17 protein-coding genes and 2 pseudogenes are annotated in these 26,786 nt (G+C 59.6%); 4 read left to right on the forward strand and 15 right to left on the reverse strand.

Going from position 1 to position 26,786, the window contains the following annotated elements; all coding sequences use genetic code 11:
- Positions 1 to 6: 6 nt before the first annotated feature.
- From RS887_RS21575 to RS887_RS21600, 6 genes and pseudogenes are all read right to left on the reverse strand, one after another.
- Entirely contained in the window at positions 7 to 3,054 is a 3,048-nt protein-coding gene (locus tag RS887_RS21575) for an autotransporter outer membrane beta-barrel domain-containing protein (RefSeq protein WP_322616952.1), read from the reverse strand.
- A 154-nt stretch (positions 3,055 to 3,208) separates the two neighbouring features.
- Positions 3,209 to 4,576 (reverse strand): TolC family outer membrane protein, encoded by a 1,368-nt coding sequence (locus tag RS887_RS21580; protein ID WP_322616953.1) that lies wholly within the window; start codon positions 4,574 to 4,576, stop codon positions 3,209 to 3,211.
- 2 nt (positions 4,577 to 4,578) lie between these two features.
- Positions 4,579 to 5,889 (reverse strand): HlyD family type I secretion periplasmic adaptor subunit, encoded by a 1,311-nt coding sequence (locus RS887_RS21585; RefSeq protein ID WP_416340005.1) that lies wholly within the window; start codon positions 5,887 to 5,889, stop codon positions 4,579 to 4,581.
- A gap of 35 nt (positions 5,890 to 5,924) precedes the next feature.
- Complete coding sequence (locus tag RS887_RS21590; protein WP_322616955.1) at positions 5,925 to 7,700, reverse strand: type I secretion system permease/ATPase; 1,776 nt, start codon at positions 7,698 to 7,700, stop codon at positions 5,925 to 5,927.
- A 172-nt stretch (positions 7,701 to 7,872) separates the two neighbouring features.
- Positions 7,873 to 8,274: pseudogene (locus RS887_RS21595) on the reverse strand (AprI/Inh family metalloprotease inhibitor); the annotation flags it as partial.
- A gap of 81 nt (positions 8,275 to 8,355) precedes the next feature.
- Entirely contained in the window at positions 8,356 to 9,813 is a 1,458-nt protein-coding gene (locus tag RS887_RS21600) for a serralysin family metalloprotease (protein ID WP_322616956.1), read from the reverse strand.
- A 682-nt stretch (positions 9,814 to 10,495) separates the two neighbouring features.
- Between RS887_RS21600 and RS887_RS21605 the strand changes: the two are divergent.
- A pseudogene (locus RS887_RS21605) lies at positions 10,496 to 11,096 on the forward strand (hypothetical protein).
- Positions 11,097 to 11,139: 43 nt separating this feature from the next.
- Here the strand turns inward: RS887_RS21605 and RS887_RS21610 are convergent.
- Genes RS887_RS21610 through RS887_RS21625 form a run of 4 tightly spaced genes read right to left on the reverse strand, consistent with a single transcriptional unit; the run spans position 11,140 to position 14,928 of the window.
- Entirely contained in the window at positions 11,140 to 12,222 is a 1,083-nt protein-coding gene (locus tag RS887_RS21610) for a polyamine ABC transporter substrate-binding protein (protein ID WP_322616957.1), read from the reverse strand.
- A gap of 47 nt (positions 12,223 to 12,269) precedes the next feature.
- Complete coding sequence (locus RS887_RS21615) at positions 12,270 to 12,611, reverse strand: cupin domain-containing protein (RefSeq protein WP_322616958.1); 342 nt, start codon at positions 12,609 to 12,611, stop codon at positions 12,270 to 12,272.
- Between the two features lie 44 nt (positions 12,612 to 12,655).
- Positions 12,656 to 14,062: an FAD-dependent oxidoreductase gene (locus RS887_RS21620; RefSeq protein ID WP_322616959.1), complete on the reverse strand. Its 1,407-nt coding sequence runs from the start codon at positions 14,060 to 14,062 to the stop codon at positions 12,656 to 12,658.
- Positions 14,063 to 14,112: 50 nt separating this feature from the next.
- Positions 14,113 to 14,928, reverse strand: coding sequence for a helix-turn-helix domain-containing protein (locus RS887_RS21625; protein WP_111283836.1), 816 nt, complete (start codon positions 14,926 to 14,928; stop codon positions 14,113 to 14,115).
- Positions 14,929 to 15,180: 252 nt separating this feature from the next.
- Here RS887_RS21625 and RS887_RS21630 point away from each other — a divergent pair, with 252 nt between their 5' ends.
- On the forward strand, positions 15,181 to 15,453 hold the full coding sequence (locus tag RS887_RS21630) for a DUF1652 domain-containing protein (RefSeq protein WP_033054957.1): 273 nt from the start codon (positions 15,181 to 15,183) through the stop codon (positions 15,451 to 15,453).
- 61 nt (positions 15,454 to 15,514) lie between these two features.
- Here the strand turns inward: RS887_RS21630 and RS887_RS21635 are convergent, their stop codons facing one another.
- Positions 15,515 to 17,989 carry a UvrD-helicase domain-containing protein gene (locus RS887_RS21635; protein WP_322616960.1) on the reverse strand — a complete coding sequence of 825 codons (2,475 nt, stop codon included), beginning with the start codon at positions 17,987 to 17,989 and terminating at the stop codon, positions 15,515 to 15,517.
- Between the two features lie 278 nt (positions 17,990 to 18,267).
- Here RS887_RS21635 and RS887_RS21640 point away from each other — a divergent pair, with 278 nt between their 5' ends.
- Positions 18,268 to 18,963, forward strand: a complete 696-nt coding sequence (locus RS887_RS21640) for a pirin family protein (RefSeq protein WP_322616961.1) — start codon at positions 18,268 to 18,270, stop codon at positions 18,961 to 18,963.
- A gap of 44 nt (positions 18,964 to 19,007) precedes the next feature.
- On the opposite strand, the gene RS887_RS21645 is transcribed toward RS887_RS21640, so the two are convergent.
- The 4 genes from RS887_RS21645 to RS887_RS21660 all read right to left on the reverse strand — a co-directional run bounded on the left by RS887_RS21645 (position 19,008) and on the right by RS887_RS21660 (position 25,610).
- Entirely contained in the window at positions 19,008 to 20,339 is a 1,332-nt protein-coding gene (locus tag RS887_RS21645) for an IS4 family transposase (protein ID WP_322614248.1), read from the reverse strand.
- A 212-nt stretch (positions 20,340 to 20,551) separates the two neighbouring features.
- Entirely contained in the window at positions 20,552 to 22,198 is a 1,647-nt protein-coding gene (gene pgm, locus RS887_RS21650; protein WP_008018662.1) for a phosphoglucomutase (alpha-D-glucose-1,6-bisphosphate-dependent), read from the reverse strand.
- 303 nt (positions 22,199 to 22,501) lie between these two features.
- Positions 22,502 to 24,010 carry a hypothetical protein gene (locus tag RS887_RS21655; RefSeq protein ID WP_322616962.1) on the reverse strand — a complete coding sequence of 503 codons (1,509 nt, stop codon included), beginning with the start codon at positions 24,008 to 24,010 and terminating at the stop codon, positions 22,502 to 22,504.
- A gap of 577 nt (positions 24,011 to 24,587) precedes the next feature.
- On the reverse strand, positions 24,588 to 25,610 hold the full coding sequence (locus RS887_RS21660; RefSeq protein WP_322616963.1) for a zinc-dependent alcohol dehydrogenase family protein: 1,023 nt from the start codon (positions 25,608 to 25,610) through the stop codon (positions 24,588 to 24,590).
- Positions 25,611 to 25,868: 258 nt separating this feature from the next.
- Between RS887_RS21660 and RS887_RS21665 the strand changes: the two genes are divergently transcribed.
- The gene (locus RS887_RS21665) at positions 25,869 to 26,783 is read left to right on the forward strand and encodes a LysR family transcriptional regulator (RefSeq protein ID WP_085715204.1); all 915 of its coding nucleotides are present in this window, start codon (positions 25,869 to 25,871) and stop codon (positions 26,781 to 26,783) included.
- Positions 26,784 to 26,786: the final 3 nt, after the last annotated feature.

Below are 26,786 nucleotides of genomic sequence, written 5' to 3' on the forward strand. Positions count from 1 at the left end.
GTCAAATCAGAACTGCCAGTCCAGGGTCAGGCCTACTCCATGGTCTTTTTCCCGGGAGCCGAGCACTCCGTTGTAGTCCATGTTCAAACGGGTATCGCGTCCGAGCGCCCATCCAGCGCGAACACCGACCACCGCGGCATTGCGGTCCATGGACACGCTTTGCACGCTGAACTGGGTGTTGCCGTTGACGAAGACCAGGTGGTCTTCGGAACGGATGCTGCTGAGGTTGTGTTGCCAGCCGAGCGTGCCGGACAGTTCCAGTTGTTGCTGATCGGACAGCGCAATGGCTTTGCTCGCCCGCAGGCCGAGGGTCGAGAGCACCGCATCGCGGTTGTTTTCACCACCCTTGAGTGCGGCGGCATCACCTTTTTCGCTGAAGCTGTCGCTGTTGAGGTGCACGTACGCCAGGTTGACGAACGGCTCCAGCGCCAGCGGTTGCAAGCCCAGGCGATACGCCGCTTCGGTGAACAGTTGCGCGGTGGTCGCATCGCGTTTGGATTTCTGCTTGCCGCTGACGTCGCCGAATTGCAGGTCGCGTTTGACGTCAATGCGATGCCAGCTGTAAGCACCGCCGACGCTCAGGCGCAGCGCATCGATTTCATGGCCCAGGTAGGCGCCCAAGTGATAGCTGTCGACCTTAGCCTGCGAATGTGTGCCATCGCCCATGCTCAACGAGCTGTCGCTGTAACCGGTGACGAAACCCAGCCGCGTATCTTCAGTGATCAAGCCATCGACACCGGCCAGTAGCCCGCCAATGGAGCTGTTGGAACTGGCGTTGTCATGCCCGCCATCGCTCTTGCCCCAGGCGCCCAGCACTTTGAGCCAGGCGTTGCTGCGCTCATCGGTCGGTGCCGTGGCGTCGAACAGATCGTGCTCGCGCAGACGTTCGCCGACAGCATCGCGCAGGTAACGGCTGTCGTTGATCAGCAGCGTACCGATCGCCGGATGAATCTCGCCGGACAGTTGCTGGAACGCTTGTTGCGCGACAGCGGCGGTCGGCGACAGCAGCAGGGCTTCGTAGAGCGGATTGCCTGCGCCCAGTAGCTCGGCGGCAGCGGCCACGGCGCGTTGGTTCGGGGTCTGGCCGGTGCTTGTGAACGACGTTGCGTTGCGCTCCACCGCCAGTTGAATGCCGCCCGCCGTGTAGCCGAGGGTGCCACCGATAAACAGGTAGTCCGGCAACACCGCACCGAAACGCCCTTCGATCCCGCCAGCGGCTTGCAGGATGTTGTACTGATTGCCCAGCAAGGTTCTCGCCTCGCCGATGGTCAACAGCGTCGGGCTGTTTTCCAGCGACAGGCTGACCGTTGCGCCTTCGACGGCGGCCTTGCCGTCGGCAATGATCTGGTCGCTGCGGGTGGGCGACACCTCTACGGCGTAAGTCGAGCCTGGCTCGAAGGTCACGTCGCCCGTCACCTGCAAGGTGCCGATGGAATTGCCGGGCGCCACGGTACCGCCGCTTTTCGCAGTGAGTGCCGCGATGCTGCCGTTACCACCGAGAATGCCAGTGTCATTGACGGTGACGGCCGACAGCAGCGAACCGTTGATGGCCAGTCGGCCCTGATTGACCAGCGTCGGGCCGGCGTAGGTGTTGGTACCGGTCAGCACCAGCGTACCGATGCCCTGCTTGGTCAGACCGCCGTGGCCGGCAATGTCGTTACGCCAGACGTCGAGCCCGCAGTGCACGTCGTTGCACACACGCTCTGTGGGTTTTCCGGCGTCGATGATCGCGCCGATACCCGGCAAGTCAGCGACGAACTGGCTGGAGCCGTAAGCGCCGTCGATGCGCCATTGCTCGGGAATGTCCTGCTCGGTGACGAACATCGCCGGGCCATCGATGCCTTTGCGCAGGTTGATCATCCCCCAGCCATATAGCTCGTCGACACCCGATGCTCCGAGGTCGGTGGCGGTGGTGCGCAGCACGCTGGCGACTTGCGCGCCGGTCATGTACGGAAAGCGTTCCATCAACACCGCCGCCGCGCCGGCAACGTGCGGCGCCGCCATGGATGTGCCGTTATAATTGGCGTAACCGCTGGTCAGATCAGCGGCATTGGTGCCACTGATGATCGAGCTGTAGATCCGGCTGCCCGGTGCCGACACGCAGAAGCTTGCGGTGTAGCCGCAGCGCGACGAGAAGGTGCTGATGTTGTAGAGCTCGGGGCTGTTGGTGTCCGGGTTCTTCTGCAAGGCCGCAACGGTCATCCAGTTCGGCGCGATCTCGGGGACGAAGTAGCCGAGACCGGCAATGGCGTCCGGATTGTTGAGGTTGTAGTCGTTGCCGGCGGCGAAAATCGTCACGATGCCGCTGCGGGCCGCCGCGATGGCGCCATCGTAGGCACCGCCGGGTTTGGTCCCCAGCAAGGTCCGGATCTCGTTGAACTGCAGTTGTGCGTCCTGCACGGTGAAGTGCGGATACGCCGGGTTTCGACCTCCCAGGTCGAAGCGGTCGGTAATGCCGATGCCCCAGCTGTTGTTGATGATCCGCGCGCCGCTGGCGATCAGGGCGTCCCAACCGGACTTGTACACCGCGCCATCGTTGCCGCGTACGATACCGTCTTCCGGGCCCGGGTCGCCGTTGTCGGCGCTGATAATCTGCGCCCCAATGGCGACACCGTGCATCGGCCCGCCATCGCGGCTGCCGGCGGCGATCCCGCCAACGTGAGTGCCGTGGGCACCGAGTTTGCCGTTGGAGCCCACCGAGGGCGAACCGTCATAGAGAAAGGCGTCCCCGGCTTTGACCGGAATGTACGGATCGGTGTATTCACGGATGCCGCTGGTCACCAGCGTGATGACCTTATTGGCGCCGGAAAATTCCGGGTGCAAGGCGTACACCGGTTGGTCGAAGATCCCCAGATTCACGCCTTTGCCAGTGTAACCGGCCGCATAGGCATCCTGCGCGTTGATCGCCCCCAGGCCCCAGTCGGCGTTGAACTCTGTGCTGCGCCAGCTTTCGGGATCGCCTGTCCTGCCGTTTTCCACGTAGGGTGCCGCGTGTGCGGTGCCCAGTGTGGCCAACGCGCAGAGCAAGGCAAGGTTGTTGTACTTGTTATTCATCGAGCTACCGTCCTTAGTTGTGTTGCCTGAATCCTTGTTGCTGGAAGCCTTGCCTCAATTCCTCCTGGTTAAAACGCGCTACTACAGAGGCCGCGGTATTCAATTCCTTGACCGACAGGCATTTTGTGAGCCCTCGCCACACTGTTTCCAATAGCTACTGCGCCCTCGGGCCTTGGCCGAAGGCCTCATCCACTTTGGCCAGGTCCTGCTCGCTCAAGGTCCCGGCGTGGTAATGCAACCTGGTCCAGGCCATCAAATAGTCGTAGCGCGCCTGGGCCAGGTCCCGACGGGTGGTGTAGAGCTGTTGTTCGGCGTTCAGCGCATCGAGGTTGACCCGCTCACCGCCCAGAATGCTTTGCCTGGTCGAGACCACCAGCGCTTCGGCGGAGGTCAGGGCTTTCTGATAGGCCCGCAGCTTGCTCACCCCTGACAGGCAGGCGTTGAACTGCCGACGCAATTCGATCAGGGTTTCCCGGGTCTTGCCGTCCAGTTCGTACTCGGCCTGCTCCATCGCGCGACTTGCCTGACGGGTCGATGCAGAAACACCACCGCCGGCGTACAGCGGCACATTGATTTCGATGCCGATGGTGTTGGTGTCGTAGCGCTGGTTGTAGGTGTTGCCGCTTTCCGACTCATTCTGACGCACCGTGGCGTAGGCACTGACCTTGGGCAGGTGCCCGGCCCGGTTGCGTTCGACCTCGTGGCGCGCCACTTCCAGCGCCTGGCGCTGGGAAGCCAGGTTGGGGTTATTGGCCACGGCCATCTCATGCCAGGTGTCGTAATTGGCTGGCTGCAGGGTGAAGGTCTGGAAGTTTTGATCCAGTGGTGCAAGGTCGGCAATGTCGATCGCCGACACGCCGACCAGCGCGCCGAGTTCGCGCAGCGATGCATCCTGTTCATTACGCGCTTCGATTTCTTCGGCGGTAGCCAGTTCGTAGCGCGATTCGGCTTCAAGGATGTCGGTGCGAGTACCTTCGCCCTGGCGAAACAACTGCTCGTTCTGCTGGAACTGCTGCTCGAAAGCTTTCTTCCTGGCCTGGGCGATATCGATCTGGTCCTGGGCGAACAACGCCTTGGTGTAGTTTTCCAGCACCCGCACCAGCAATTGCTGGCTCTTGCCACGAAAGTTTTCGTCGGCAAACAGCGATTGCGCGACGCCCTTGCGATAAGCCGCATAGGCCTCGTAGTCGAGCAACGGTTGTTGCAAGGTCAGGCTGGAACCGTAACTGTTGTAATTGCGGTCATCGCTCTGGTTTTGCCTGCGCTCGTCGAGCCAGGTGACCTTGGAGCTATTGCGGCCCTTGTTGTAGTTGTAACCCAGTCTTGGCAACAGCCCGGCGCGGCCGATGGCACGGTTCTCAAGGCCTGCATCGCGTTCCTTGATGGCGCCGAGGAATACCGGATCATTGCGTAATGCCTGTTCATAGATCTCGAACGGTCCCATGGCCGCCACGGCCGGGTTGCCCGCGAACAACAGCAACGCCGCCCCGAGCATCGAAAGCTTATTCATACAGCCGAACATCCTTATTCCTCGGTCAACGCGGAGCCTGCCCGGTCGAACAGCGGTTTGAACAAATAATTGAGGAGCGAACGTTCACCGGTCCGCACGAACATTTCCGCCGGCATACCAGGCTTGATCACCAGGCCATTGAGTTGCTCCATGGCCTGGTCACTGACGCTGCTGCGCAGCACGTAGTACGGTGCGCCGGTTTTCTCGTCGAGCAACTGGTCGGCGGAGACCAGGCTGACTTCACCGGGTACACGCGGGGTACGGCTCTGGTTGAAGGCGGTGAACAGGATATCCACCGGCAGGTGCGGACCGACCTTGTCGATCAGGTTGACCGGCAGGTGCCCTTCCACTTCCAGGCGTGTGTCCTGAGGCACGATCTCCAGCAGGTTGTCGCCCTGACGCACCACCGCGCCTACCGTGTGCACACCCAGATTGACCGCAATGCCGTCAGCCGTGGCGATGATCTCGCTGTGCTGCAGATCGAACCCGGCGGAGGTCAACTGTTCTTCCAGCGTCACGCTTTTGAGCTGCGCTTCGGCCAGTTGGGTGCGTACTTCTTTCTGGTACTCCTCGATATGCTGTTGCAGCTTCAAGCGGGACTCGACAATGCCCTGCTCCACCCGGCCGCTTTCGCCGAGATTTTCTGCCAACTGTTGTTGCACTTGCGACAGTTGCCGCTGGTACTCCATCAAGCGATTGCGCGGGATGTAGCCGTTTTCCGCCAGTGGCGTCAGATTGCTTAGCTGTTGTTGCAGGGAATCGGCCTGAGCACTCAAGTCACTGCGGGCACGGCGCATGCCGGCCAGTTGCGCGCCAGCGCCTTCGATGCTGGCGCGCAAAGCGGCCTGCTCGCGGGCGAACGCATCGCGGCGGCTGCTGAACAGCTGGCGCTGGCCTTCCAGCACCAACGCCAGACGCGGGTCGGGATCGTTGCTCAACTCGGCGGGGAAATTCACCTGCTTGAGGTTGTCCCGCTCACTTTGCCAACGGGCAAGGCTGGCCCAGGCCATGCGGTACTGCGCTTGCAACGATTGCACATCCGCGGCGACCTGGGTCTGGTCGAGCCGGAACAGCGGCTGCCCCTGTTTCACCCGCTGGCCTTCGCTCACCAGAATCTGGCTGACCACGCCGTTGCTCATCGACTGCACGGCCTTGCGCTTGCCCGAAACCACCACTGTGCCCTGTACCGGTATGCCCTGATCGAGGGGGGCCAGGCTGGCCCAGGTGAAGAAACTGCCAGCGCCGACAATCGCCAGTATCCAGCCCAGGCGAGCGAAGTAACGCGCGTCGCGTTCAGGCTGCCCAGCCAGGTAGTCCTGCACCATCGTCGCTTCGTTTTGAGGTTTTACTTGGCTGTGGCTCATACGCCCGAACTCCTTGTCGCGGGCTGAGACTGCCAGCTCATGCTGAGCCCGGCCGGCGCTTGCGCGGTTTTTTCATGTTGTGCTTGCTGAACCCCCGAGAGTGCCTTGAGCACGTCCTGGCTCGAACCGAATGCCTGCAAGCGCCCGTCGTTGAGCACCAGCAACTTGTCGGCCTGGGCCAACGCAGAAGAACGATGGGTCACCAGAATCACACTGGTACCCTGGGCCTTCATTTGCGCAATCGCGGTGGTCAAGGCCGCTTCACCCACGGTGTCGAGGTTGGAGTTCGGCTCATCCAGCACCACCAGGCTCGGCTGACCGTACAGCGCACGGGCCAGGGCCACCCGTTGTTTCTGCCCGCCGGAAAGGCCACTGCCGTCTTCGCCGAGCACTGTGTCGTACCCTTGCGGCAGGCGCAGGATCAGTTCATGCACCCCGGCCTGCTGCGCGGCAGCCACGACGCTCGGTGGATCGGCCTCGCGGAAACGCGCGATGTTTTGCGCGATGCTGCCGCTGAACAACTCGATGTCCTGCGGCAGGTAACCGATGTAAGGCCCGAGGTCGTCGCGGCTCCAGCGATGGATGTCCGCACCGTCGAGCCGCACCGTACCGCCGAGCGTCGGCCAGACACCCACCAGTACCCGTGCCAGTGTCGACTTACCGGAACCGGAAGCACCGAGCACGCCCATCACCTCACCCGCAGCGAGGCTGAAACTGATCAGGTGCAGGGCCGCCGCCCGTTGCCCCGGAGGCGCCGCGCTGACCTGCTCAAAGGTGATCTGGCCCTTCGGCGCCGGCAACGCCATGGCCTCGTCGCCCGACGGGAAGGCCTGCAGCAAAGCGTCGAGACGGCGGTAAGCCAGCTTGGCGCCGCTCCACTGCTTCCACACGGCGATCAACTGATCGATAGGGCTCAGCACTCGGCCCATCAGGATCGAACCGGCAATCATCATCCCGGCGGTCATGTGACCCTTGATCACCAGCAGCGCGCCCAGGCCCAGCACCAACGATTGCAGGCACAGGCGCAGGGTTTTGCTCAAGGAACTGATGACGGCGCCCGTGTCGCTGGCCTGGTTTTGCAGGCCGAGGAAGCGTGAATGCGCCTGGAACCAGCGGTTGCGCAACGCCCCCAGCATGCCCATGGCCTGAATGGTTTCGGCGTTATGCAAATGGCTGGTGGCCAATTGGCTGGAATGCTGGGAACACGCGGCGGCTTCACCCAGCGGTTTTTTGGTCATGGACTCATTCAGCCAGGCCAGCGCAATCAGCAACAGAGCCCCCGCGGTGGCAAAAACGCCGAGCCAGATGTTGAACAGATAAATCACCAACAGGTACACCGGGAACCACGGCGCATCGAAGAACGCGAACAACGCAGGGCCGGTGACGAACTGGCGAATATGTGTCAAATCCCCCAGCGCCTGTCCCGCATTGCCTTCGCCTTTGAACAGGTTGCGCTCGAACGCCGCCCGATAGACCCGCAGATTGAATTGTCGCTCCAACTGACTGCCGATACGGATAACGATGAAACTGCGAACAGCTTCCAGTAAACCGATAAAGGCAAAGAACCCGACAATCATCAGCGACAACATGACCAGTGTTGTTTCATTCTGCGAAGACAGTACCCGGTCATAGACTTGCAGCATGTAGATAGAGGGCGCCAACATCAGAATATTGATCAGGGCGGTAAAACAACCGACGCTGATCAAGATGCTCTTATAGTCCCCCAGTGCCTTGATTAATGGTGCAGTGGCTGGGGCCTTCGCCATCTTCATTGGTTATTCCTGAGCTGATATTTATCGCCACCCGTGGGCGAGGTTCCAGTTAACTGTCCGCACACGGTCGAGACATTGTTTGCCCGTTATCGTTGACAAGTGACGAACACAGTTTTGTGATCGATAAAGTGTCGGGGGCTGGCGATGGATTGCCTTGCGGCAAACGCACCGGCCGCTTGAGGGTAATGATCCGACCCGACTTCAAAGTGCCTTGATAAAACCCTTCGTACTGGCGGCTGAGGAACAGGATTTTCGAGCCCTCATTGCCGGTGATTGCGATGCCGTCCGGTTCAGGAAACCAGCCGATCGCCTGCTCCCCGAGCCAGGCGGTGAAACAGTCCGCGCCAGCGCCCAGGGTCTGGTTTGGCTGAAGGTCGATCAAGCATTCATTCGAAGCAACGAGCGGTGATTTGTCCGTGTCTTGCGCGGTTTTCAACGTAGCCAGCCAATTGCCGGCCAACTCTGACGGATCCGCCAGTTTCAGACTGCTTGCCATGGTTTCCTCTCCAAAAAACATCATCAGCGCTGCCAGTAGCCACGTGCTTGCCTTGCGGGAAAAGACGCTGTGCCTCATAGGTTTTCGTACTCCGGGCCGCAACCCTGCTTACGGTAAGAGAGCGGCGCATCGAGCGCCGCCCTCCTTGTTCATCTCACATCAAGCCACGATGTCCGAATACGCCGCCTGGCCCACGGTACTGACCATGAAATCAGCCACGCCATGCCCGGAGAAGTCGACCGACAACAAACTGTTGCCGCCCGCCGTGCTGAGCACCGCATCGCCCACCGCCCCGGTGAAGGCGCTGACAAAGTGCAGGCCTGCGCCGTTGGTGATGCCGGTCAGGTCGATCTTGTCCAGACCGCTGACAAAGTCGAGGATCTGGTCGGCCGCACCAGGCTTGGAGTCACTGCTGGCCGCAAACACGAAGGTGTCCGAACCTGCGCCGCCCCACAGTTTGTCCGCGCCGCCAGCGCCGTAAAGGATGTCGTTACCGGCACCGCCCTTCAGCTCGTTGGACACGTTATTGCCGATCAGCAGGTCGTTGCCCGACCCGCCAATGGCGTTTTCGACGGTGACACCCTTGGCGATGGAGACGTTACCCACCAGGCCGCCAACATCAGAGAACGACGCTTCATTGAGGTTGATCTTCTGGTTCTGGGTAAACCCGGAGAAGTCCAGGGTGTCCTTGCCGCCTGCATCCCAGACCGAAAACACCACCTTGTCCGTCGACGAATACGCGCTCAGGAAGTCGCGGCCGGTGTTGGAGTTGAAACCGTAGGTAGTGTCGCCGGTGCGGGTCGTGGTGTTGGCGCCGTAGAGCTGCTGAATGGCGGCGATATCGTCCATCAGCGGACCGGACGAATAGGCTTCGACGCCGCCCTTGCTGAAGTTCTGGCTGGTGTTGCTTTCACTCCAATAGCTCATGACGCTGTAGCCGCGGGTGTCTTGCCCGTAGGAGGCGTCATTGTAGGTCGGTGTGCCCTCGCCGGCGTTGTAGTCGCCGGGGTGGGCCAGGCCCAGAGTGTGGCCGATTTCGTGGGTCAGGGTTTGCCGGCCATAGTTGTTCAGGTCCGGCGTCTTGTTGCGCGTGTAGCTGCTGTCGATCAGGTACCAGGAGGTACCGTCGTAACCGGCCCCGGTGCCAGGCAAGTAGGCAAACGCCGCCGCACCCTCCTGACCACCGCTGTAGTTGCCGAAGGTCATGTGAGCGTCGCCGCCGCTGGCCTTCTCGGTGAAGGTGACGTTGGCCACGTCGGCCCAGGATTGCATGGCAAGCACGGCCTGGGTTTTCTGCTGCGCGCTGAATTGACTGAACCCGGTAATCCCGTGCTTGTACATCGTGCTCGACGATGCCGAATTCAGGAAGGTATAGGTCAGTTCGATTTTGCCGCTACCGTCCTTGTCCTGGTAAGCGGCGCCGTCGCGCAGCAACTGGTTGGCTGCCTGGTCGACGGAGAACGAGGGTTTGCCATTGACCGTGAGGTTGCCGCCCCGATCATACTGATGGCTGAAACTGTAAACTTGATTGAACGCAGTACTGCTCGCCGCCAATGCTGACAGTGGCAGCAGCACCTGTTCGGCGGAATCAATAGCGTGAACTTTTACTTTCGACATAAACACACTTCCTTGTTTAGCTATGGAACAGTTTTTGTCAGATTACGACGATCCCTGGCGAGATCGTCCTATCACTCGCCCATTGAAGGCATAGGAAAACTGACACAATCAGAAATCAAACGTCCACTACTTTTTTGACGTCAAATTTGTCTATTTCAGGACTGTGCCCGCAAACAATGGGCGTACCGAGAAAGTATTGAGTTAAAAAACATTGGACGGGAGTTATTGTCGGACAATCGACAATTTAATTATTAAATACAGGTAAGTTTCTGTGCGTTGAATCGTCCGACTATATATGTTTAATCTGTTAAACATTTCAATGAAGTGATCACCTCTGAATACCGAGTTATCGTTCTTCGCGAGCAGGCTCGCTTCCACAGGATTTACGCCAATCTTGTTCGCGAAGAGGCCATTACAGGTAACGAATGACCATCAGGCAATAGCGATTGCAGCTCCAGCAAGGCTACACAACCGGCGTTGTAGTCCCTTTGGAATCCTCCCCGGTGTGGCAGGTTTTGCACACTGCCTTAAACTGCGATACAGCCTATGAACGAATGACGGGTGCAAGGGCTCGATGGATTGCCTTGCACCAGGGCCTCACGAAATGATCCGGGTGAAGCCGACATGAAAATGGTCACGCCCTTTTGACCGCTGCCTCATCGCCGCCAGCGCTGGTGCGGTAATTAGCAATTGTGCAAATGCCGGGACGACGACGGTCCTGGCAACCAGCTTCGACTGCGCCAGGGCCAGTGCATCCGTCGAGAAGCTGATCTGTCGCGACCCACAGCTCAGGCAGATGGAGATCGAACTGACACGCCTTTATCGCCTGGCGCTCACGGACGATCATTCGGTACCGCGCCCCGACAAGGTCGAGATCGAGCAGCGCTTCTGGGTCGACGCGCGCAATCAATGTGCCACCAAGGCCGAGCCCAAGGCATGCACGATTCGCAGTTATGCCGAACGCGCACACCAGCTTCGCCAGGGTTCGGCCATTGCCGAGGACCAAGGATCCAAGCAGGCTCACCGATGGCCCCGTAGCCTTTCGTTGCGCAGGATTGAACGCATTGATTGCCGCCACTTACTTCAATGTCGAGCCGCGCGTGGTGTACCTGAAATGGGCGAACACCTCTGCCACCCTTATCCAGGTGCCGAACGATTATGCCAGTCAATACAATGGCAAGGATTTGCGGGGTAGCTACAGCTTTTGGCAAACCGATAACGAGGCCTTTTTGCAGATCCCGGGCTCGGGGCAAATGCGTTGTACGTTCGAGCCAGCCGGCTGATGGCACATCAGGACACCCTTTCCCGATGGCCAGATACCGCTTCTCAGCTGCCGGTGCGAATCTTGTTCCACACCCGGGTACGAATCCGGTCGATGTTCAATGGCATCGCTTCCAGCGCGAACAATTTCCCCATCATCTCGGGACTCGGGTAAACCTTGGTGTCGTTCTTGATGGCCGGGTCGATCAGGCTGTCCGCCTGCTCGTTGCCATTGGCGTAGTGCACATGGTTGCTGATGCTCGCCATCACGTCCGGGCGCAGGTAGTCCATGAAGGCGTAACCGGCCTTCTCATCCGGGGCATCGGCGGGCATGGCGACCATGTCGAACCAGATCGCAGCACCTTCCCTGGGAATCGAATAGCCGATGTCGATGCCGTTCCTGGCTTCTTTGGCGCGATTTTCCGCTTGCAGGATGTCGCCGGAGAACCCGACCGCCACGCAGATATCGCCGTTGGCCAGGTCGCTGGTGTATTTGGACGAGTGGAAGTAGCTGACATAAGGCCGGACTTTCATCAGCAGCGCTTCGGCCTTTTTGTAGTCTTCCGGGTTTTTGCTGTGGTGCGGCAGCCCCAGGTAGTTCAGTGCGGCGGGCAGCAGTTCCGGGCCGTTATCGAGGATGGCCACACCGCATTTCTGCAGTTTCTGCATGTTTTCCGGCTTGAAAATCAGGTCCCAGGAGTCCACCGGGGCCTTATCGCCCAGCACCGCTTTGACCTTGGCAATGTTGTAGCCAATGCCGGTACTGCCCCACAGGTACGGGAAGCCGTGTTCGTTACCCGGATCGTTGGTCTGCAAGGCCTTGAGCAATACCGGGTTGAGGTTCTTCCAGTTCGGCAACTGGCTCTTGTCGAGCTTCAACAGCGCCTTGCCTTCAATCTGCCGCGCCATGAAATGGTTGGACGGGAATACCACGTCGTAACCGGATTTGCCGGTCATCAACTTGCCGTCGAGGGTTTCGTTGCTGTCGTAGACGTCGTAGGTGAAGGCGATGCCGGTTTCTTTCTGGAAGTTCTTCGTGGTGTCCGGCGCGATGTAATCCGACCAGTTGTAAATCTTGACGGTTTGCGCCGCCTGACTGATTGAAGCGGCGAGCATCAGGGGTGCCAGGGTCAGTGTCTTTCGGAGCATGAGTCGATTCCTGTAGGGTTTTTTGTTGTTGGCAGGCAATCAAATAATCAAAAAATCAAAACGTATGTCTTGCGCACGGTCTCCTGGATATCCCAGATCCCAAGGGTGTTGGCGGGCAACATCAGTGCGTCGCCGGCTTCTATGTGCAGGGTTTTGCCGTCATCCGCAGTGAAGGTGCAACGGCCCTGGATGAAGTGGCAGAACTCCTGGGCGACGATCTGCCGCCGCCAGCGACCGGGCGTGCATTCCCAGACGCCAGTTTCGACGCCATCGTCGCGCTCCACGCTGGTGGTCGAAGCCACGGCCACGGGCGTACCCAGTGGCACGGCGACCGGGTTCGATTCTTCAAGCTTCAGGGTTGCGGTGTTCTTGAATTGCGTGATGCTCATTGGGGGTACCTGTCGATAAAGCCTGTAGTTGAAGAGCGCGCCGTTTACTGCATGAAGCCTTCCATGAACCCCGCGATCCCGCTGGCGAGTTTGCGCCGCCAGGGCGCGCTGACCGGATTGGCCAGGGTCTGATCTTCGTGGACGAAGCTGCGGATGATCGCGTTGTAGCCGAGCCAGCGACACGGCTCGGGTTCCCATGCCTTGAGTGCGTCGAGCCCGCCCTGGGCAATGACCCACGGCTGGCGGACCAGCTCGGTATCGCGCTCCAGGATCAGGTCCGCCAGGGTTCGCCCACCCAGGTTGCTGGCACCGACGCCCTCCCCGCCATAACCGCCGGACAAGGCAATGCCGTTGGCCCGGTCGCACAGCATGTGCGGCTTGAAGCGCCGGGACATGCCCAGGTTGCCACCCCAGCCATGGGTGATCCGCACATTCTTGAGTTGCGGGAGCAGTTCGCCGAACAGATACCGGCGCAGCTCAATTTCGCTGCTGGTCAGGTCGAAGTCATGGCGCAATCGACCGGCAAACTGGTAGCCGCCCCGGGCGCCGAAGATCAGCCGGTTGTCGGTGGTACGCTGGCCGTAAGTGACCTGACGGCTGCTTTCACCGAAAGCCTGCCCCTGACTGAGGCCGATTTCGTCCCAGGTGCCGGCGGACAGCGGTTCGGTGGCGACGATCAGGCTTTGTACCGGTAACTGATAACGCCCCAGCGGTGGCAACGTGACGGCATAACCCTCCACCGCCGGCACCACCCAGTGGCTGCGCACCGAGGCTTGCGCCGTGCGCAGGCTGCCGGACTGCCATTGGGTGACCGGGCTGTTTTCGTAGATCCTGACCCCCATGCGCTCGACCGTGCGTGCCAGGCCGCGCGCCAGTTTCGCCGGGTGCAGGGTCGCGACGTGGGGCGCATGGATGCCGCCATAGGGTTTTGCGATACGAATCTGTTGCGCCAGTTGTTCCGGGCCGAGCCAGCGGTAATCGTTTTCGTTGAGGCCCTGGCGGTAGAGCTTGTCCAGATAGAGCCGAAGGCTGGCTTCCTGCTCCGGGTAGCGGGCGGCGCAATACAATGCCCCGCCTTTGCGCAAATCGCAGTCGATACCTTCGCGCTCGAGGACAACTCGCACTTGATCGGGGATGTTGTGCAACAAGTCATAGGACGCCCGGCGCTGCTCCGGTGACAGGCCGGCCAGCAGCCGGTCTTCGCCCAACAGATTACCCATCAGCCAGCCGCCATTACGGCCCGAGGCACCAAAACCGGCGGTCTGCGCCTCGATGATGGCAATGTTCAGCTGCGGTGCCTGACGCTTGAGGTAGTACGCGGTCCACAGCCCGGTATAACCGGCACCGATGATTGCCACGTCGATGTCCAGATCCTGTTCCAGCGCCGGACGTGCCAATAGCGGCTCGTCGAGTTGGTCCATCCACAAACTGATACTGCGCCACGCCGGCATGCAAGACTCCGCCACTCGAACTTCGATGGCGTTGATCCTAGTGCGTGGGTTCAGAGGCTGTCTTGCGCGCGTGCACGCAAAGAAATTTGTTTGGCGTAGGCCTTGGGCGACTGACCGGTGTGCTGGCGGAAACAACTGTAGAACGCCGACAGTGAATTGAAGCCGGCGGCGAATGCCAGTTCATCGATGCGCCACGGTGGCGTGGTGTTTTCCAGCGCTGCCAGCAGGTGTTGCAGGCGGGCCTGGTTGACGTAGCGATAGAAGCTCTGGCCAAGCACCTGATTGAGCAGATAGGAAATCTGATTGCGGCTGTACCCGCATTCCCTGGCCACCCGTTGCAGGTCGAGTTCAGGGTCGAGATAGGGTTGCTGACGCTGGAAATACTGCTGCAAATCGTCGGCCATGAAGCTCAGCTGGCGCGGCGACAAGCCGAGGCGACTGACCGCCGGACGCTGCTTGCCGATGGTTTTGCCGGTTGCTTGCTCGTGAACCAGTGAGGCGTACTCGTTGACCCGCCAGATCAGTCCGTCCCGCACGGTGATGGCCTCGCTGGCGCGAAACGACACCAGGCCTTCCCCGCCGCGCAGGGTGATGCGGTACTGAATGAACGCAGTGTTACCGTCCAGGCGAATGCGGTCCGAGTGTTCCAGTGCTTCATCCGGATCGCGGGGCATGCTGTTGCCTACGTAGTCACGCAATTCGTCCAGCCCCATCACGCGGTTCTGGAAAAAGTCGCTGTACTGAATCTCGGGGTGATACAGCGCCATGACCCCGTCGAGATCGCGGTGTTTCCAGCACAAGTGATACCGCATGACCGTCTCGCCCGTGGCCTGGGTTTGCTGCGGACCATCATCCTCGGCGTGCATAAGGGTCTCGACGAAAAAAACCGAGCTTGCCGAAGTTTCCCGCCCGCATCAATGGCTGCCTGGTTGGGCGAGCCGCGCTGGAACGGTGACCTGAATCAAAACAAATACGGCAATCGCCAAACGGACTGAAAAAAGCATATTTTTTTCACATCCGGATGCTACTTTTAAATTCTCTCACTGGTTGAGCCAATGAAGGTTCTTCCCTCCTAACGTGAGCTAAAGGAAGCGCTCGATGAAGAAGGCGGGCAACATATGAATAAAGGGTTCAGCAAGGTCACATTTCCAAATGCCTGCCAGCTGATGCGCTGGCATTTTCATCCCATGGGATTCGAGGCGAGCATGGATGCCCCGGGCAGCATGATTGCCCGTCTGTTTGATCGGGCCAGTGGCGAGACCATGATCGCCATTGCCGGTATTCCTTGTGCGACGGTCATGAATGCCGCCGATGTCGAGCGAATAATCGAAGCGGTGGAAGATGAGCTGGAAGCGTTCATTCCGCCGGTGGCCCTCAGGAGTTATGCCTGACGGCCGGATAGCAAACCTGAAGCCCACTGAATGTGGGCTTTTTCATGCATTCACAAAGGGCTCACGCCGACGTTTTGCCCTGACGATGATCGACGAAGAACGCCTTGCCCTTGCCGATCCGGTCGGAAGCCTTGGGCATGTTCGCCGCCTGGGCATCCTGGCCGTCGACATACCAGTAGCAATGACTCACCGCCCGGGTAATGCCCACATAGGCCAAACGCAGGATTTCGTCTTTCTGCGCATTGTCATACGGCTCGCTGTCGCCGGGCTTGCCCAGTCCCGCCATGCGGTACACCTGATTCTTGTAAGGCGAACGGGTCAGGTGCTGGCAATCGCCAAGCAGGAACACCGCGTCGGCCTGCAGTCCCTTGGCGCTGTGATAGGTCAGTTGCTTAAGGCGTCGTGCCTCCTGAGGCAAGCTAGAATCAACATTAACTACAGACTTAATATGCTCTTCTATCAATGACTTATCGCTACTTTTTCGATAAAGCATCAAGATTGAATCGCCCTGGCGATAGTGCTCGATCAGGCGCCTGGCCATGCCCGGATCGTCGCGATCAAGAACGTTGACCGGCAGCAAATCCTTCGGCTCGCCACTGGCCTTCGCCTTTTTCCCGGCAATCGCCGGTGCGGCCCGCACAATGTGTTCGGCGGCGTCGATGATGTGCTGGTGGCTGCGGTAGTTGTCGCTGAGCATGACTTTGGTGGTGCTCGGCGATGAAAACTCCTTGTTGAACTCCATGAAGTAGCTCGGAGAACTGCCACGCCACCCGTAGATCGATTGCCAGTCGTCGCCGACGCAGAGCAACGATGAACGCTGGGCACCCCGTCCAACGTGCATGCTCGGACCGCGACTACGGATTTCGCTCAGGCTGGCGCGGATCCAGGAAACGATCTGCGGCGATACGTCCTGAAATTCGTCGATCATCAGGTGCGAAAGCGGCCGCAACAGCTCATCGCTCAGCAGCTTGAGATTTTCCGGGGAATGCTCGCTGAACAAGGCAAACATCCGGTTGTAGGTCATGATCGGCGGCTTCTGGTCGAGCAGATGATCTTCCAGGGCGCGCCAGTACAGGCTCAGGGCCTCGAAGAAAAACCGGTCCGGGTCGTCCTTGGCGAAACTCATCTGGCTCACGGCGTTGGGCACGTCCAGGCCAAGGTTCTCGATGAACCCGGCCGCCGCGACAAAGCCATCCAGCAACGGTGCTGCGGCCAACTCGCCTTTGACCTTGTATTCGAAGCCCGGCCCGGCGCTGGCGTCGCCGGCGAGTGACGCCAGCACACGTCTGGATGACTCGTAACTATCCAGCCATATCAATGGTTTACGACAGAAAGCTTGAAACAGAGTGCGCTTTACCGCCCATTCGGCGCGCACCGTCAACTTGGCGTTGGGGCGAGTGACCTGGGCATTCTCCCGGGGATCGAACCCCAGTACCACCCAGGCATCCAGGGATGGGATGTAGCCATGGCAATGGAATACCGAGCCATTGATATCGAAAGTCTGGCGACTCGGCTCGATGCCCTTGATCGGCCAGGCCCCGGCACGAAACCACAGATCCTCGATCGTATCGCACAGTTCTTCATCGCGCTTGGCCGCCAGCTCAGTGACCGCCATGCGCTTTTGTACATCCGGGTGATCGCGCTCCAGCTCCTTGAGTTGCAAGGCATGGCGTGACAACGGTTTGATCAGTTCGCGGAAGCGCTCGTCTCGGGTATGCAAGGCGTGAAAGCAGGCGTTGAGTTGCTGGCGCTGGGCGTCGTTGATACGCAGGTCGAACGGATTGCTGTCCACCTCTTCATCGCCGCCGGGTGCTCGCAAGCTGAGGTTTTCGAACGCTTGCAGGCGTTCGAAGCCTGGCAGGCTGCGCACCATCGGCAGGATCCGCGAATGGAAGGTGCGCACCAGATCCCGCGCCTCCTTGAAGCTGAGCGACCGCCCCCAGAGCGCGAACAGTTCGATCAGCTTGTTGATGAAGTCCTTGCGCGACTCGCGGGTGAAGGTCACCACCGTCATCGAATCCAGCTCGAACCCCAGGTAATGGGTCAGCAGCACGATACGCAGCACCAGGGTCGTCGACTTGCCGGCACCAGCGCCGGCGATCACCGAGGTTGACGGCGTGTCGCTGAAAATCATCTTCCACTGGGCGGCACTGGGTTGCGCGTGGGCCGGCAGCAGGCGAGCGACGTCGACTTTCATGCGCTTCTTGATGTCGGCGGTCAGCGGCAGGCGCCAATCGTCAAACAGATGATCATCGATATTGGGCGGGCGATGCTCGGTCGAGCGCGAGTCACGGATCAGCAGGACCTGCCGGCCCTCTTCCAACCCCTCAAGCTTGCCTTCCTTGTAACCGTATTCCACGCCTGCGGTGTGGCCGCTGCGAAAGCCGTCCGCCTGGCCGTGCAGCCAGGAGGCACGGTGTTGTGCGCGCAGACGCGTCAGGCCGTGACCAAAAAAACGCGCGGCCAGGCGCTTGAGCAGCGGCATCTCGGCCAGTGGACGAAGTTCGGGTGGAAGATCGGGGGTGTGTTGCGACACGCGGACGGACTCCAGGGTTCGAGGCAGTGGAAGCTATGGTGTCTGCATTTGCCGTTGAGTTCTAGTGAAATGCTTTCGGTTCATTGGCTTATGCGTTGAATTGAATGTTGGATAAGAACGTTTCGAGGGTACTTCATATCAAATAATTCGATGGTTATGAGGCACTTTTTACGCTTTTTCTCGATCGTTGGCTGAAGGATGATGCCCGTCATCAACCACCGGTCTCGCCAAGTGGCCCACGCACCCTGCCTCATGACGAACCTTTTCAGGAGACGATCATGCTTGAACTCAGACCCTTCAACTCGCTCGGTGGCGCGCACCACGGCTGGTTGGATGCCCATCACCACTTTTCGTTCGCCGAATACTACGACCCCAAGCGCATGAACTGGGGCAACCTGCGGGTGTGGAACGATGACGTGATCGCCCCCGGCACCGGTTTCCCGCAGCACCCGCACCGGGACATGGAAATCATCACCTATGTGCGTGAAGGTGCGATTACCCACCAGGACAACCTTGGCAACAAGGGCCGTACCGAGGCCGGTGACGTGCAGGTCATGAGCGCTGGCACCGGCATCGCCCACAGCGAATACAACCTGGAAGCGAAACCGACCAAGATCTTCCAGATCTGGATCATCCCCAATGAATCGGGCCTGGCGCCGTCCTGGGGGGCAAAACCCTTCCCCAAAGGTGAGCGCGAAGGTTTCGTGACTCTGGCCAGCGGCAAGGCGGGCGACGATCAGAGCCTGCGCATTCGTGCCGATGCGCGGCTGGTGGCGGCGAACCTCAAGGCCGGTGAAAGTGCCGTGTACCACCTGGATAACGGCCGCCGCGCCTATCTGGTACCGGCCACGGGTGTCATCGAGGTCAATGGCTTGCGTGCACAAGCTCGAGACGGTGTTGCGGTTGCCGATGAGCAGGTGTTGCGAGTGACGGCGATGGAGGACAGTGAAATCGTGTTGGTGGATCTGGCTTGATCCGGTAAGAGACAAAAAAGGGCGACCGCATTGGTTAATGCCAGTCAGTTAAGCTGACTGGCATTTTTATTTTTGATCGGATACTTCGGGGATTTCAGCCTGATAGCTCGCGGATAAACCCGCTCTTCCCGGCGATGCGGCAGTACATAGTGCGGGGCCGAGGCATGCAATTCGGCGAGGTATTTGGGGATGTTCCCTGAGCGATCCGCAGAAACGCCATTGATAAAACCCAGGATCGCCCAAGTACACGCGGTGAAGCTTAGCTCGCACGGATGGATGCCCGGACAATGGCGGCTCATTTCCACCATCTGATAACGCAACAGGTTGTAGCCCAGCAACACGCCCCACAACTCTTGCTCGATCATCTCGGGCGTCTTGCTACGCAACGTGTAGCTGCTGTTGAGCAGTGTCTGTTTCATTTCCCTGAATCCTAATTCGATTTCCCAGCGATGGCTGTATAGGTCGACGATTTCATCGGATGGGAAACGCAGCGGATCGACCATCGACGTCAAAATCTGACAGACCTTGCCCTTTACGGTCTTGCTTAGGAGCCTTGCGGTTAGGCGCTCTGGCAAGCCTGGCCACTGCTTGCGGGCCTGCGGCGAAGTGCTGAGCGAGACCACCGCATCCTGACGCCCCAAGCGCTGAATCACTTCGTACTGCGCACCTTTACGCAGCGGCATCAGCCAATGCCGCTCAGTGCCGGCCTGCTGCCATTGGTGCAGCAACCCCAAGGAGTAGAAACCGCGATCAAACAGCGTCAGCGAGTGATCTGGCGTGGTGTCGATCAGTTGCTCTGCCAGTTTCATTTCGTTACTGCGATAGCCATCAAAAGCACTGCCGATCAGCAAATGGCTGGTCAACTCCATTTGGCAAACCATGCGCACCTGAGGAAAACCGGTATCGCCATGCTGGTTGCTGGCGGAGTCGTAACGCGCACGGTTTTCGGGTGTATCGGGCGTTCGCCAGACGACACCGTCGACCCCCAGTAAACGCAATCCGGCCCAGGTCGGATGGCCGGCCGCTTCATGCCAGCTTTTCTGCGTCAGATCGAAGACTTGTCGTACGGCCTCGCTACCCAATCGTTGACGGGCCTGGACTACGGCGCTGGGTGCGACCAGTGGGCGTTGCCCGGGCAGCATGATGTTCATGCGACTGACCACATCCCACGCCGACATGCGCCGGAAAAACGCCATGGAGATGACGCACCAGAGCATCATTTCCAAGGGCAGACGCCGCTTGCGAAGGGTGGCTACGCCGGCCTGTTCCAACGCTTGCTCGACCAGAGAGGGATCAAGCAACGAGTCCAATCCCTCAATGGAATTGGGAGTCGAGACGAAGTTGTGGGTTAGTTCCAGTGCCCGAGCCAGACGCATAAAAAAATCCGATGCCTATTCAGGCATCGGATTTTGATTTCTTGCGGCCAAAGGTCAAGCGACGAGGCTTAACTGATCGGCATTAACCGCATTGGTCGCCCTTTTTTTGATTCGAATTTGCAGCGTTCATGACGCAGTCTTCGCGAGCAGGCTCGCTCCCACAGGTCTGAGTAACCTTCTGTGGGAACGAGCCTGCTCGCGAATGGATTCAATCACTTCGCAGAAATAGCACCATCCACCAGGGTCTGGGCCTCAGCCACCAACTGCTTCAGATGCTCATCGCTGACAAAACTTTCCGCATAGATCTTGTAGATGTCCTCGGTGCCCGATGGACGCGCCGCGAACCAGCCGTTCTCGGTCATGACCTTCAGACCGCCAATCGCCTGGTCGTTGCCCGGTGCATGGCTGAGGATGCTCTGGATCGCCTCACCAGCCAGTTCGGTCGACGTGACCTGCGCCGGCGACAGCTTGCTCAGCAGGGCTTTCTGCTCCGGATTGGCCTTGGCGTCGACGCGTACCGAGAACGGTTCGCCCAATTCGTCGGTCAAGGCACGATAGGCCTGGCTTGGATCGCGCCCGGTGCGGGCGGTCATTTCGGCTGCCAGCAGCGCCGGGATCAAGCCGTCCTTGTCGGTGCTCCACACGCCACCATCCTTGCGCAGGAACGATGCACCGGCGCTTTCTTCGCCACCAAAACCCAGGGAACCGTCGAACAGACCATCGGCAAACCACTTGAAGCCGACCGGTACTTCGTACAGACGGCGGCCCAGGCGCTTGGCCACGCGATCAATCAGGCCGCTGCTGACCACGGTTTTGCCCACGGCCGCATCGGCACGCCAGTGCGGACGGTTCTGGAACAGATAATCAATGGACACCGCGAGGTAGTTGTTCGGCGCCAGCAGGCCGCCGGAGGGGGTAACGATGCCATGACGGTCGTGGTCCGGATCGCAGGCAAACGCTACGTCGAAACGCTCTTTGAGACCGATCAGGCCCTGCATGGCGTGAGTGGACGACGGGTCCATGCGAATCTGGCCATCCCAATCGACGGTCATGAAACGGAAGGTCGAATCAACCTGCTTGTTCACAACATCGAGATCCAGGCGGTAATGCTCGGCAATCGCCGACCAGTAGCGCACCCCGGCTCCGCCCAACGGATCGACACCCAGACGCAGCTTGGCATCACGGATCGCATCGAAATCGATCACGTTGATCAGGTCGGCGACGTAGGTGTTCACATAGTCGTGACGATGGGTGGTGCTGGCCTTCAGCGCCTGCTCGTAGCTGATGCGTTTGACGCCAGCGAGCTTGTTGCCCAGCAGTTCGTTGGCCTTGGCTTCGATCCACTTGGTGATGTGGGTATCGGCCGGGCCACCGTTGGTAGGGTTGTACTTGTAGCCACCGCTTTGGGGCGGGTTGTGGGAGGGCGTAATGACGATGCCGTCCGCCAGGCCCGAGGTGCGTCCGCGGTTGTAGCAAAGAATCGCGTGGGAAATGGCCGGCGTCGGCGTGTATTCGTCACCTTCGGCGATCATCACTGTCACGCCGTTGGCGGCCAGCACTTCCAGGGCGCTGGCACCGGCAGGCGTGGACAGCGCATGGGTGTCGATGCCGACGAACAGCGGACCATCAATGCCCTGGGCTTCGCGATACAGGCAGATCGCCTGACTGATCGCCAGCACGTGCCATTCATTGAAACTCAGGTCGAAGGAGCTGCCGCGGTGCCCGGACGTGCCGAAGGCCACGCGTTGGGTCGAAATGGCGGCATCAGGCTGGCCGGTGTAATACGCCGTTACCAGTCGCGGGATGTCGACCAACAATTCTGCCGGTGCCGGTTTACCCGCAAAATGACTGAGTGTCATGCAAAACCTCTGGAATAGAGTGGTTCAGGAATTGGAACGCAGTTTACTGGCAGTTTGACCGCAGCGCGACGTTATCGATCCCGGTTCGATTCAAGCGCAAAGTTAAAAATCCCGAACAGCCCTGCTCTGTCGATCGACTCCCGGCGCAACGCCTCCCCCCAACAAGTCCAGCGCGGTGGAGAGGCCGTGATTCCTGTCGAACGCAGATATTGCGTATGCAGCCCCTGGAGACTGAACAATTCTCCCGGCGCTTTGCCATTCGGTGCTCAAATGGCGCGAGGGTGAATAACCGAAGGGGGCCTTTCATGGCAAGGGAGTGTAGGCATGTCGACTCGTCTCACGGGGCATCAGGGGGGCTGTCATGGCGGTGTTGTCGTTGCCGGCTTCCACGCCCGGATCACAGGTCGCCAATTCAACGGCCCTGCTCTCATTCGCAGGCGCCGGCCCCATGCGATAGAGCTTGCCAATCAAATTGACCGGCAAGCCGCTGACGTCGACCATCCATTGCACGACCTGATCCGCGACCGGATGCCCCTGCATGGCCCGGTGCAACTCCGGCATAGCCACCAACATGCCGGGGTGGCACTGACGCAGAAAACGTTCAAGGTTCGCGCCATTGTCAGCAAAAGGCGCAAACAGCAGACACACCAATTGCGCTTCGCCAAGACCCAGACTGCACTGTGCCTCGGCCGTCGCCCGTGCACGCAGATCCGCCAGGATCGCCGGATCGCCAAGTACCTCCTCCGCCAATTCGCACAAGCGGTCCGGCAGTTGCTTGCGGCGCATCATCACCACGGCCCGTTGCAGGTACTCGACAACGCCCGCCTCGTAGCTGCGACCTTGTAAGAAACAGGCCTGCAGCCCACGCAGGTGCGCCGAAACCGGAAAGCTGATGTATTCATTGTCACTGAGCTGCGCCGCCGGCTCGTCTGCCTGGAATCCGAGAAATTCGGTGAGCAATGGCCGACGCTCCTCCAGATCGCTCACCAGCATGTCGTGGATATCGATGAACGTTGCGCCACGACGGGTTTCAAACTGTTCGGCCGGGCGCCACGGATCCAGGCCATCCTCGGTGTAAAACCGCCGATAGCCTTCGTTGCCCAGCTCGTCGAGCAACGCGAACAACCCGGCGTAGCCTGGCTCATGCTGGTCCGAGGCTTGAAGCCCGGCCTTGGCGGCCGCGCGTTTCAAACCCTCGATAAACTGTTTTTGCTGGCCAGGTGTGTCGCTGCTGACCAAGGCATCGACTCCATGGTTCCAGCGAGCTATTTGCCCGTAGAACTCACCGGTGGACAAATAACCGTCATCCCACAGATCAAGCGGTCCTTCCCAGACCCGACGATGCCCCAGCATCAGCAGGTTCGTCCGGTTGGATTCGCGCCCGGCCGGGGAAATCGGTGCCGAGTGATCGAGCGCCAGGACTTCCCGATTATCGACCATCAGCACTTCAACCCGTGGATCGTCATAGACGAACAACGCGCTGCAGGTGCGATGGATGTTCTCCAGCGCAACCGGATTGCTGCCGTTCAAGCGCAAGGTCGCCACCCGCAAATGGAACGTCGCCGGCGCCCGGCTGGCGATGGACAATTGTGCGGCGCGCAGCAACGCCAGGGTGTAGCAACTGTCACGAGAACCGGACTGGATCACCAGCACCTTGAAGTCACCTATCCGCTCCATGCCCCCGGCGGCAAACCCCAGGCGTTGAATCAACAACCGCAGTGCCGTGCGTTCTGTACGGGAAAAGAAACTCAACAATCGCTGCAGCACTTGTTGGTAGACATAGGTCATCGCTTGATCATGGATACTGGTCATCTTTATTTACCTGATGCTCGTAAGTCCGATATTGCGCAAACAACTGCACGCACAGCGCAGGGAATGGCCTGGATATGATTTGATGAGTGGATTTATGGACGAATGCTAACACTGAAATTTTCAGCTCGGTATTTCAGATACTGGACGGATGGAGACACCCATGAGCACACGCTAAGGAGCGGAAAAGCCCGGTTTCAAGGGATTTTGGCAGCGGATCGCGACATCCTAGGAAACGCCCTACAGAATCCCACAGACGTTTAATACAAAAAATAAAGAAAGAAGTTGCCGACGATTGTTCTGCAACTGTGTAAGAGTGCGCTGTTTTTCAATAGACAGCCGTGCAGCGCATTGAAAAGTATCGATCTGATAGCCGTCCATGACTCATTCCTTGAGATTAAAGTAATCATCCAATTATCAGGGCTTAGTTGCCAATCAGAAGCTACAGATCGAGAGCAAAAAACGGTTCAGTTGCTGAACAGTCCCATCGACAGGTCAATGGCGTCTCATGAAGTAAAGCGCAGAAAGCGAAAGAGTCCGTGGGCGCACGGACTCTTCGAGGGTGATCCTCAGGGGTAAATCAGGCCGGTTCGACCTGCAGCGCAACCCTTTCGCGACACGGGCATTCGTCCATGTAGCGGTGTGCTTCGACAAACTCGGCAAACGGGAAGACCCGAGTCTTGAGCGGCAGCAGAACGCGGTCGGCGGTCAGCTGATTGATGTCGCGCAAGGCACGTTGCAGTGCGACCTGGTCCTGGGTGATGCCCAGTTCCGGCTTGCCCGTGAAGTTGCCGATGCAGTGTACGAAGAACTGAATGTTCTTCTGGAACGCTGCGCAGGCCGGGAAAGGCGTCTGGTTGCCACCTTGCAGGCCGTACAGCACCAGGCTGCCACGAGGGGCCAGCACATCGCCAAGCAACGACATCTGAGGACCGCCCAAACCATCGAACACCACATCCACGCCGCGGTTATCGGTGATTTTATTGATCCGTATCAGCAGATCTTCTTCCTCGGTGACGATGACTTTCTCGGCACCCAGCGACAGCAGGTATTCACGCTCCTCCGCACTCTTGGTCGCGGCGATCACTCGAACACCCAGGGCCTTGCCCAGTTGTACGAACGAGGGGCCGGCGCAATGGCTGGCGTCGGTCACCAGGGCAAACTGCCCGGGTTTGACCCGTGCCAGATCCGTATAGCCGAAATAGGCAACCAGCAACGGTGTGTAGTGCACGCTGGCTTCAATCGGGCTGAGCACATCCGGGTAGCGGGTCAGTGCCGAGCGCGGCAGAACGATCTGCTCGCCGTAGACGGGGTAGTCGTTCGGGCTTTGGGCCGGGAAACTGGCCACCTTGTCACCGACGGCCAGGTCATCCACGCCATCGCCGACGGCGGTGACGATACCGGCCATTTCATGACCAAGGCCCGAAGGCAGGCGAGCATGGGACGAGGCCAGGTTCTGGCGCCAGAGAATGTCATACCAACTGATGCCGATCGCTTCGACGCGCACCTGCACTTCGCCCGGTGCAGGCAGAGCCGCCGCATGCTCTTCGCATTTGAGCACCTCGGCTGGACCAAACTTGTGAAAACGAATCGTGCGGGACATCGCAAACCTCGCCAAATGAACCTCTAATGCCTTGAACTCTAGCTGGGCTTTCAACCCAACACTATCAGTGGCTATTAATAGTCGACATGCCTGTCATTGATTCCACAGCATCGTCAAATGCTGCAGGAAACTGGCCTCCTTGGCAGGAAATCTGAATTACCCGGTGCAGAGTACCAGCCTTTCCCCGTAATATTCCTGCTGGCCATTGTTCTCATATGGCCGCTCACGTCAAGTTTGCTGACTCTGCCAGGACTCCAGATGAATCGTAATGACCTACGTCGTGTCGACCTGAACCTGTTGATCGTTTTCGAAACATTGATGCACGAACGCAGCGTGACCCGTGCCGCGGAAAAACTGTTCCTCGGCCAGCCAGCCATCAGTGCGGCGCTCTCGCGCCTGCGCGGGTTGTTCGATGATCCTTTGTTCGTGCGCACCGGCCGCAGCATGGAGCCGTCCGCCCGGGCTATCGAGATTTTCGCCCTGCTGTCGCCGGCACTGGATTCGATTTCCACCGCGGTCAGCCGTGCAGCCGAGTTCGACCCGGCCACCAGCACCGCGGTGTTTCGTATCGGCCTGTCGGACGATGTCGAGTTCGCCTTGCTGCCAATGCTGCTCAAGCGCCTGCGTGCCGAATCGCCGGGGATTGTGCTGGTGGTGCGCAGGGTCAACTACATCCTGATGCCGGGGTTGCTGGCATCCGGTGAGATCTCCATCGGCGTCAGTTACACCACCGACCTGCCGGCCAATGCCAAGCGCAAGGTACTGCGCCGCAGCCAGCCGAAGCTGTTGCGCGCCGACACCGTGCCGGGGCCGTTGAGCCTGGACGATTACTGCGCCCGCCCCCATGCACTGGTGTCGTTCGCCGGTGACCTCAGCGGCTTCATAGATGAAGAGCTGGAAAAGCTCGGGCGCAAACGTCACGTGGTGCTCGCGGTGCCGCAGTTCAATGGCTTGAGCACCCTGCTCTCCGGAACCGACATCGTGGCGACGGTGCCGGACTACACCGCCGATGCATTGACTGCCGCCGGCGGTGTGCGGGCGGAGGATCCGCCGTTGCCGGTGCGCAGTTTTGAACTGCACATGGCCTGGCGCGGGTCGCAGGACAATGATCCGGGGGAGCGCTGGTTGCGGTCGCGGATTCAGATGTTCTTTGGGGATCCGGATAGCCTCTGAGAA

Source organism: Pseudomonas sp. BIC9C (assembly GCF_034541995.1).
GTDB classification, from domain to species: Bacteria; Pseudomonadota; Gammaproteobacteria; order Pseudomonadales; family Pseudomonadaceae; genus Aquipseudomonas; species Aquipseudomonas fluorescens_CC.

What these genes read in the sequence shown, in the direction of transcription:
- RS887_RS21575 (WP_322616952.1), bottom strand. Translation starts at nt 3,054, where the DNA reads ATGAATAACAAGTACAACAACCTTGCCTTGCTCTGCGCGTTGGCCACA.
- RS887_RS21580 (WP_322616953.1), bottom strand. Translation starts at nt 4,576, where the DNA reads ATGTTCGGCTGTATGAATAAGCTTTCGATGCTCGGGGCGGCGTTGCTG.
- RS887_RS21585 (WP_416340005.1), bottom strand. Translation starts at nt 5,889, where the DNA reads ATGGTGCAGGACTACCTGGCTGGGCAGCCTGAACGCGACGCGCGTTAC.
- RS887_RS21590 (WP_322616955.1), bottom strand. Translation starts at nt 7,700, where the DNA reads ATGAAGATGGCGAAGGCCCCAGCCACTGCACCATTAATCAAGGCACTG.
- RS887_RS21600 (WP_322616956.1), bottom strand. Translation starts at nt 9,813, where the DNA reads ATGTCGAAAGTAAAAGTTCACGCTATTGATTCCGCCGAACAGGTGCTG.
- RS887_RS21610 (WP_322616957.1), bottom strand. Translation starts at nt 12,222, where the DNA reads ATGCTCCGAAAGACACTGACCCTGGCACCCCTGATGCTCGCCGCTTCA.
- RS887_RS21615 (WP_322616958.1), bottom strand. Translation starts at nt 12,611, where the DNA reads ATGAGCATCACGCAATTCAAGAACACCGCAACCCTGAAGCTTGAAGAA.
- RS887_RS21620 (WP_322616959.1), bottom strand. Translation starts at nt 14,062, where the DNA reads ATGCCGGCGTGGCGCAGTATCAGTTTGTGGATGGACCAACTCGACGAG.
- RS887_RS21625 (WP_111283836.1), bottom strand. Translation starts at nt 14,928, where the DNA reads ATGCACGCCGAGGATGATGGTCCGCAGCAAACCCAGGCCACGGGCGAG.
- RS887_RS21630 (WP_033054957.1), top strand. Translation starts at nt 15,181, where the DNA reads ATGAATAAAGGGTTCAGCAAGGTCACATTTCCAAATGCCTGCCAGCTG.
- RS887_RS21640 (WP_322616961.1), top strand. Translation starts at nt 18,268, where the DNA reads ATGCTTGAACTCAGACCCTTCAACTCGCTCGGTGGCGCGCACCACGGC.
- RS887_RS21645 (WP_322614248.1), bottom strand. Translation starts at nt 20,339, where the DNA reads ATGCGTCTGGCTCGGGCACTGGAACTAACCCACAACTTCGTCTCGACT.
- pgm (WP_008018662.1), bottom strand. Translation starts at nt 22,198, where the DNA reads ATGACACTCAGTCATTTTGCGGGTAAACCGGCACCGGCAGAATTGTTG.
- RS887_RS21655 (WP_322616962.1), bottom strand. Translation starts at nt 24,010, where the DNA reads ATGACCAGTATCCATGATCAAGCGATGACCTATGTCTACCAACAAGTG.
- RS887_RS21660 (WP_322616963.1), bottom strand. Translation starts at nt 25,610, where the DNA reads ATGTCCCGCACGATTCGTTTTCACAAGTTTGGTCCAGCCGAGGTGCTC.
- RS887_RS21665 (WP_085715204.1), top strand. Translation starts at nt 25,869, where the DNA reads ATGAATCGTAATGACCTACGTCGTGTCGACCTGAACCTGTTGATCGTT.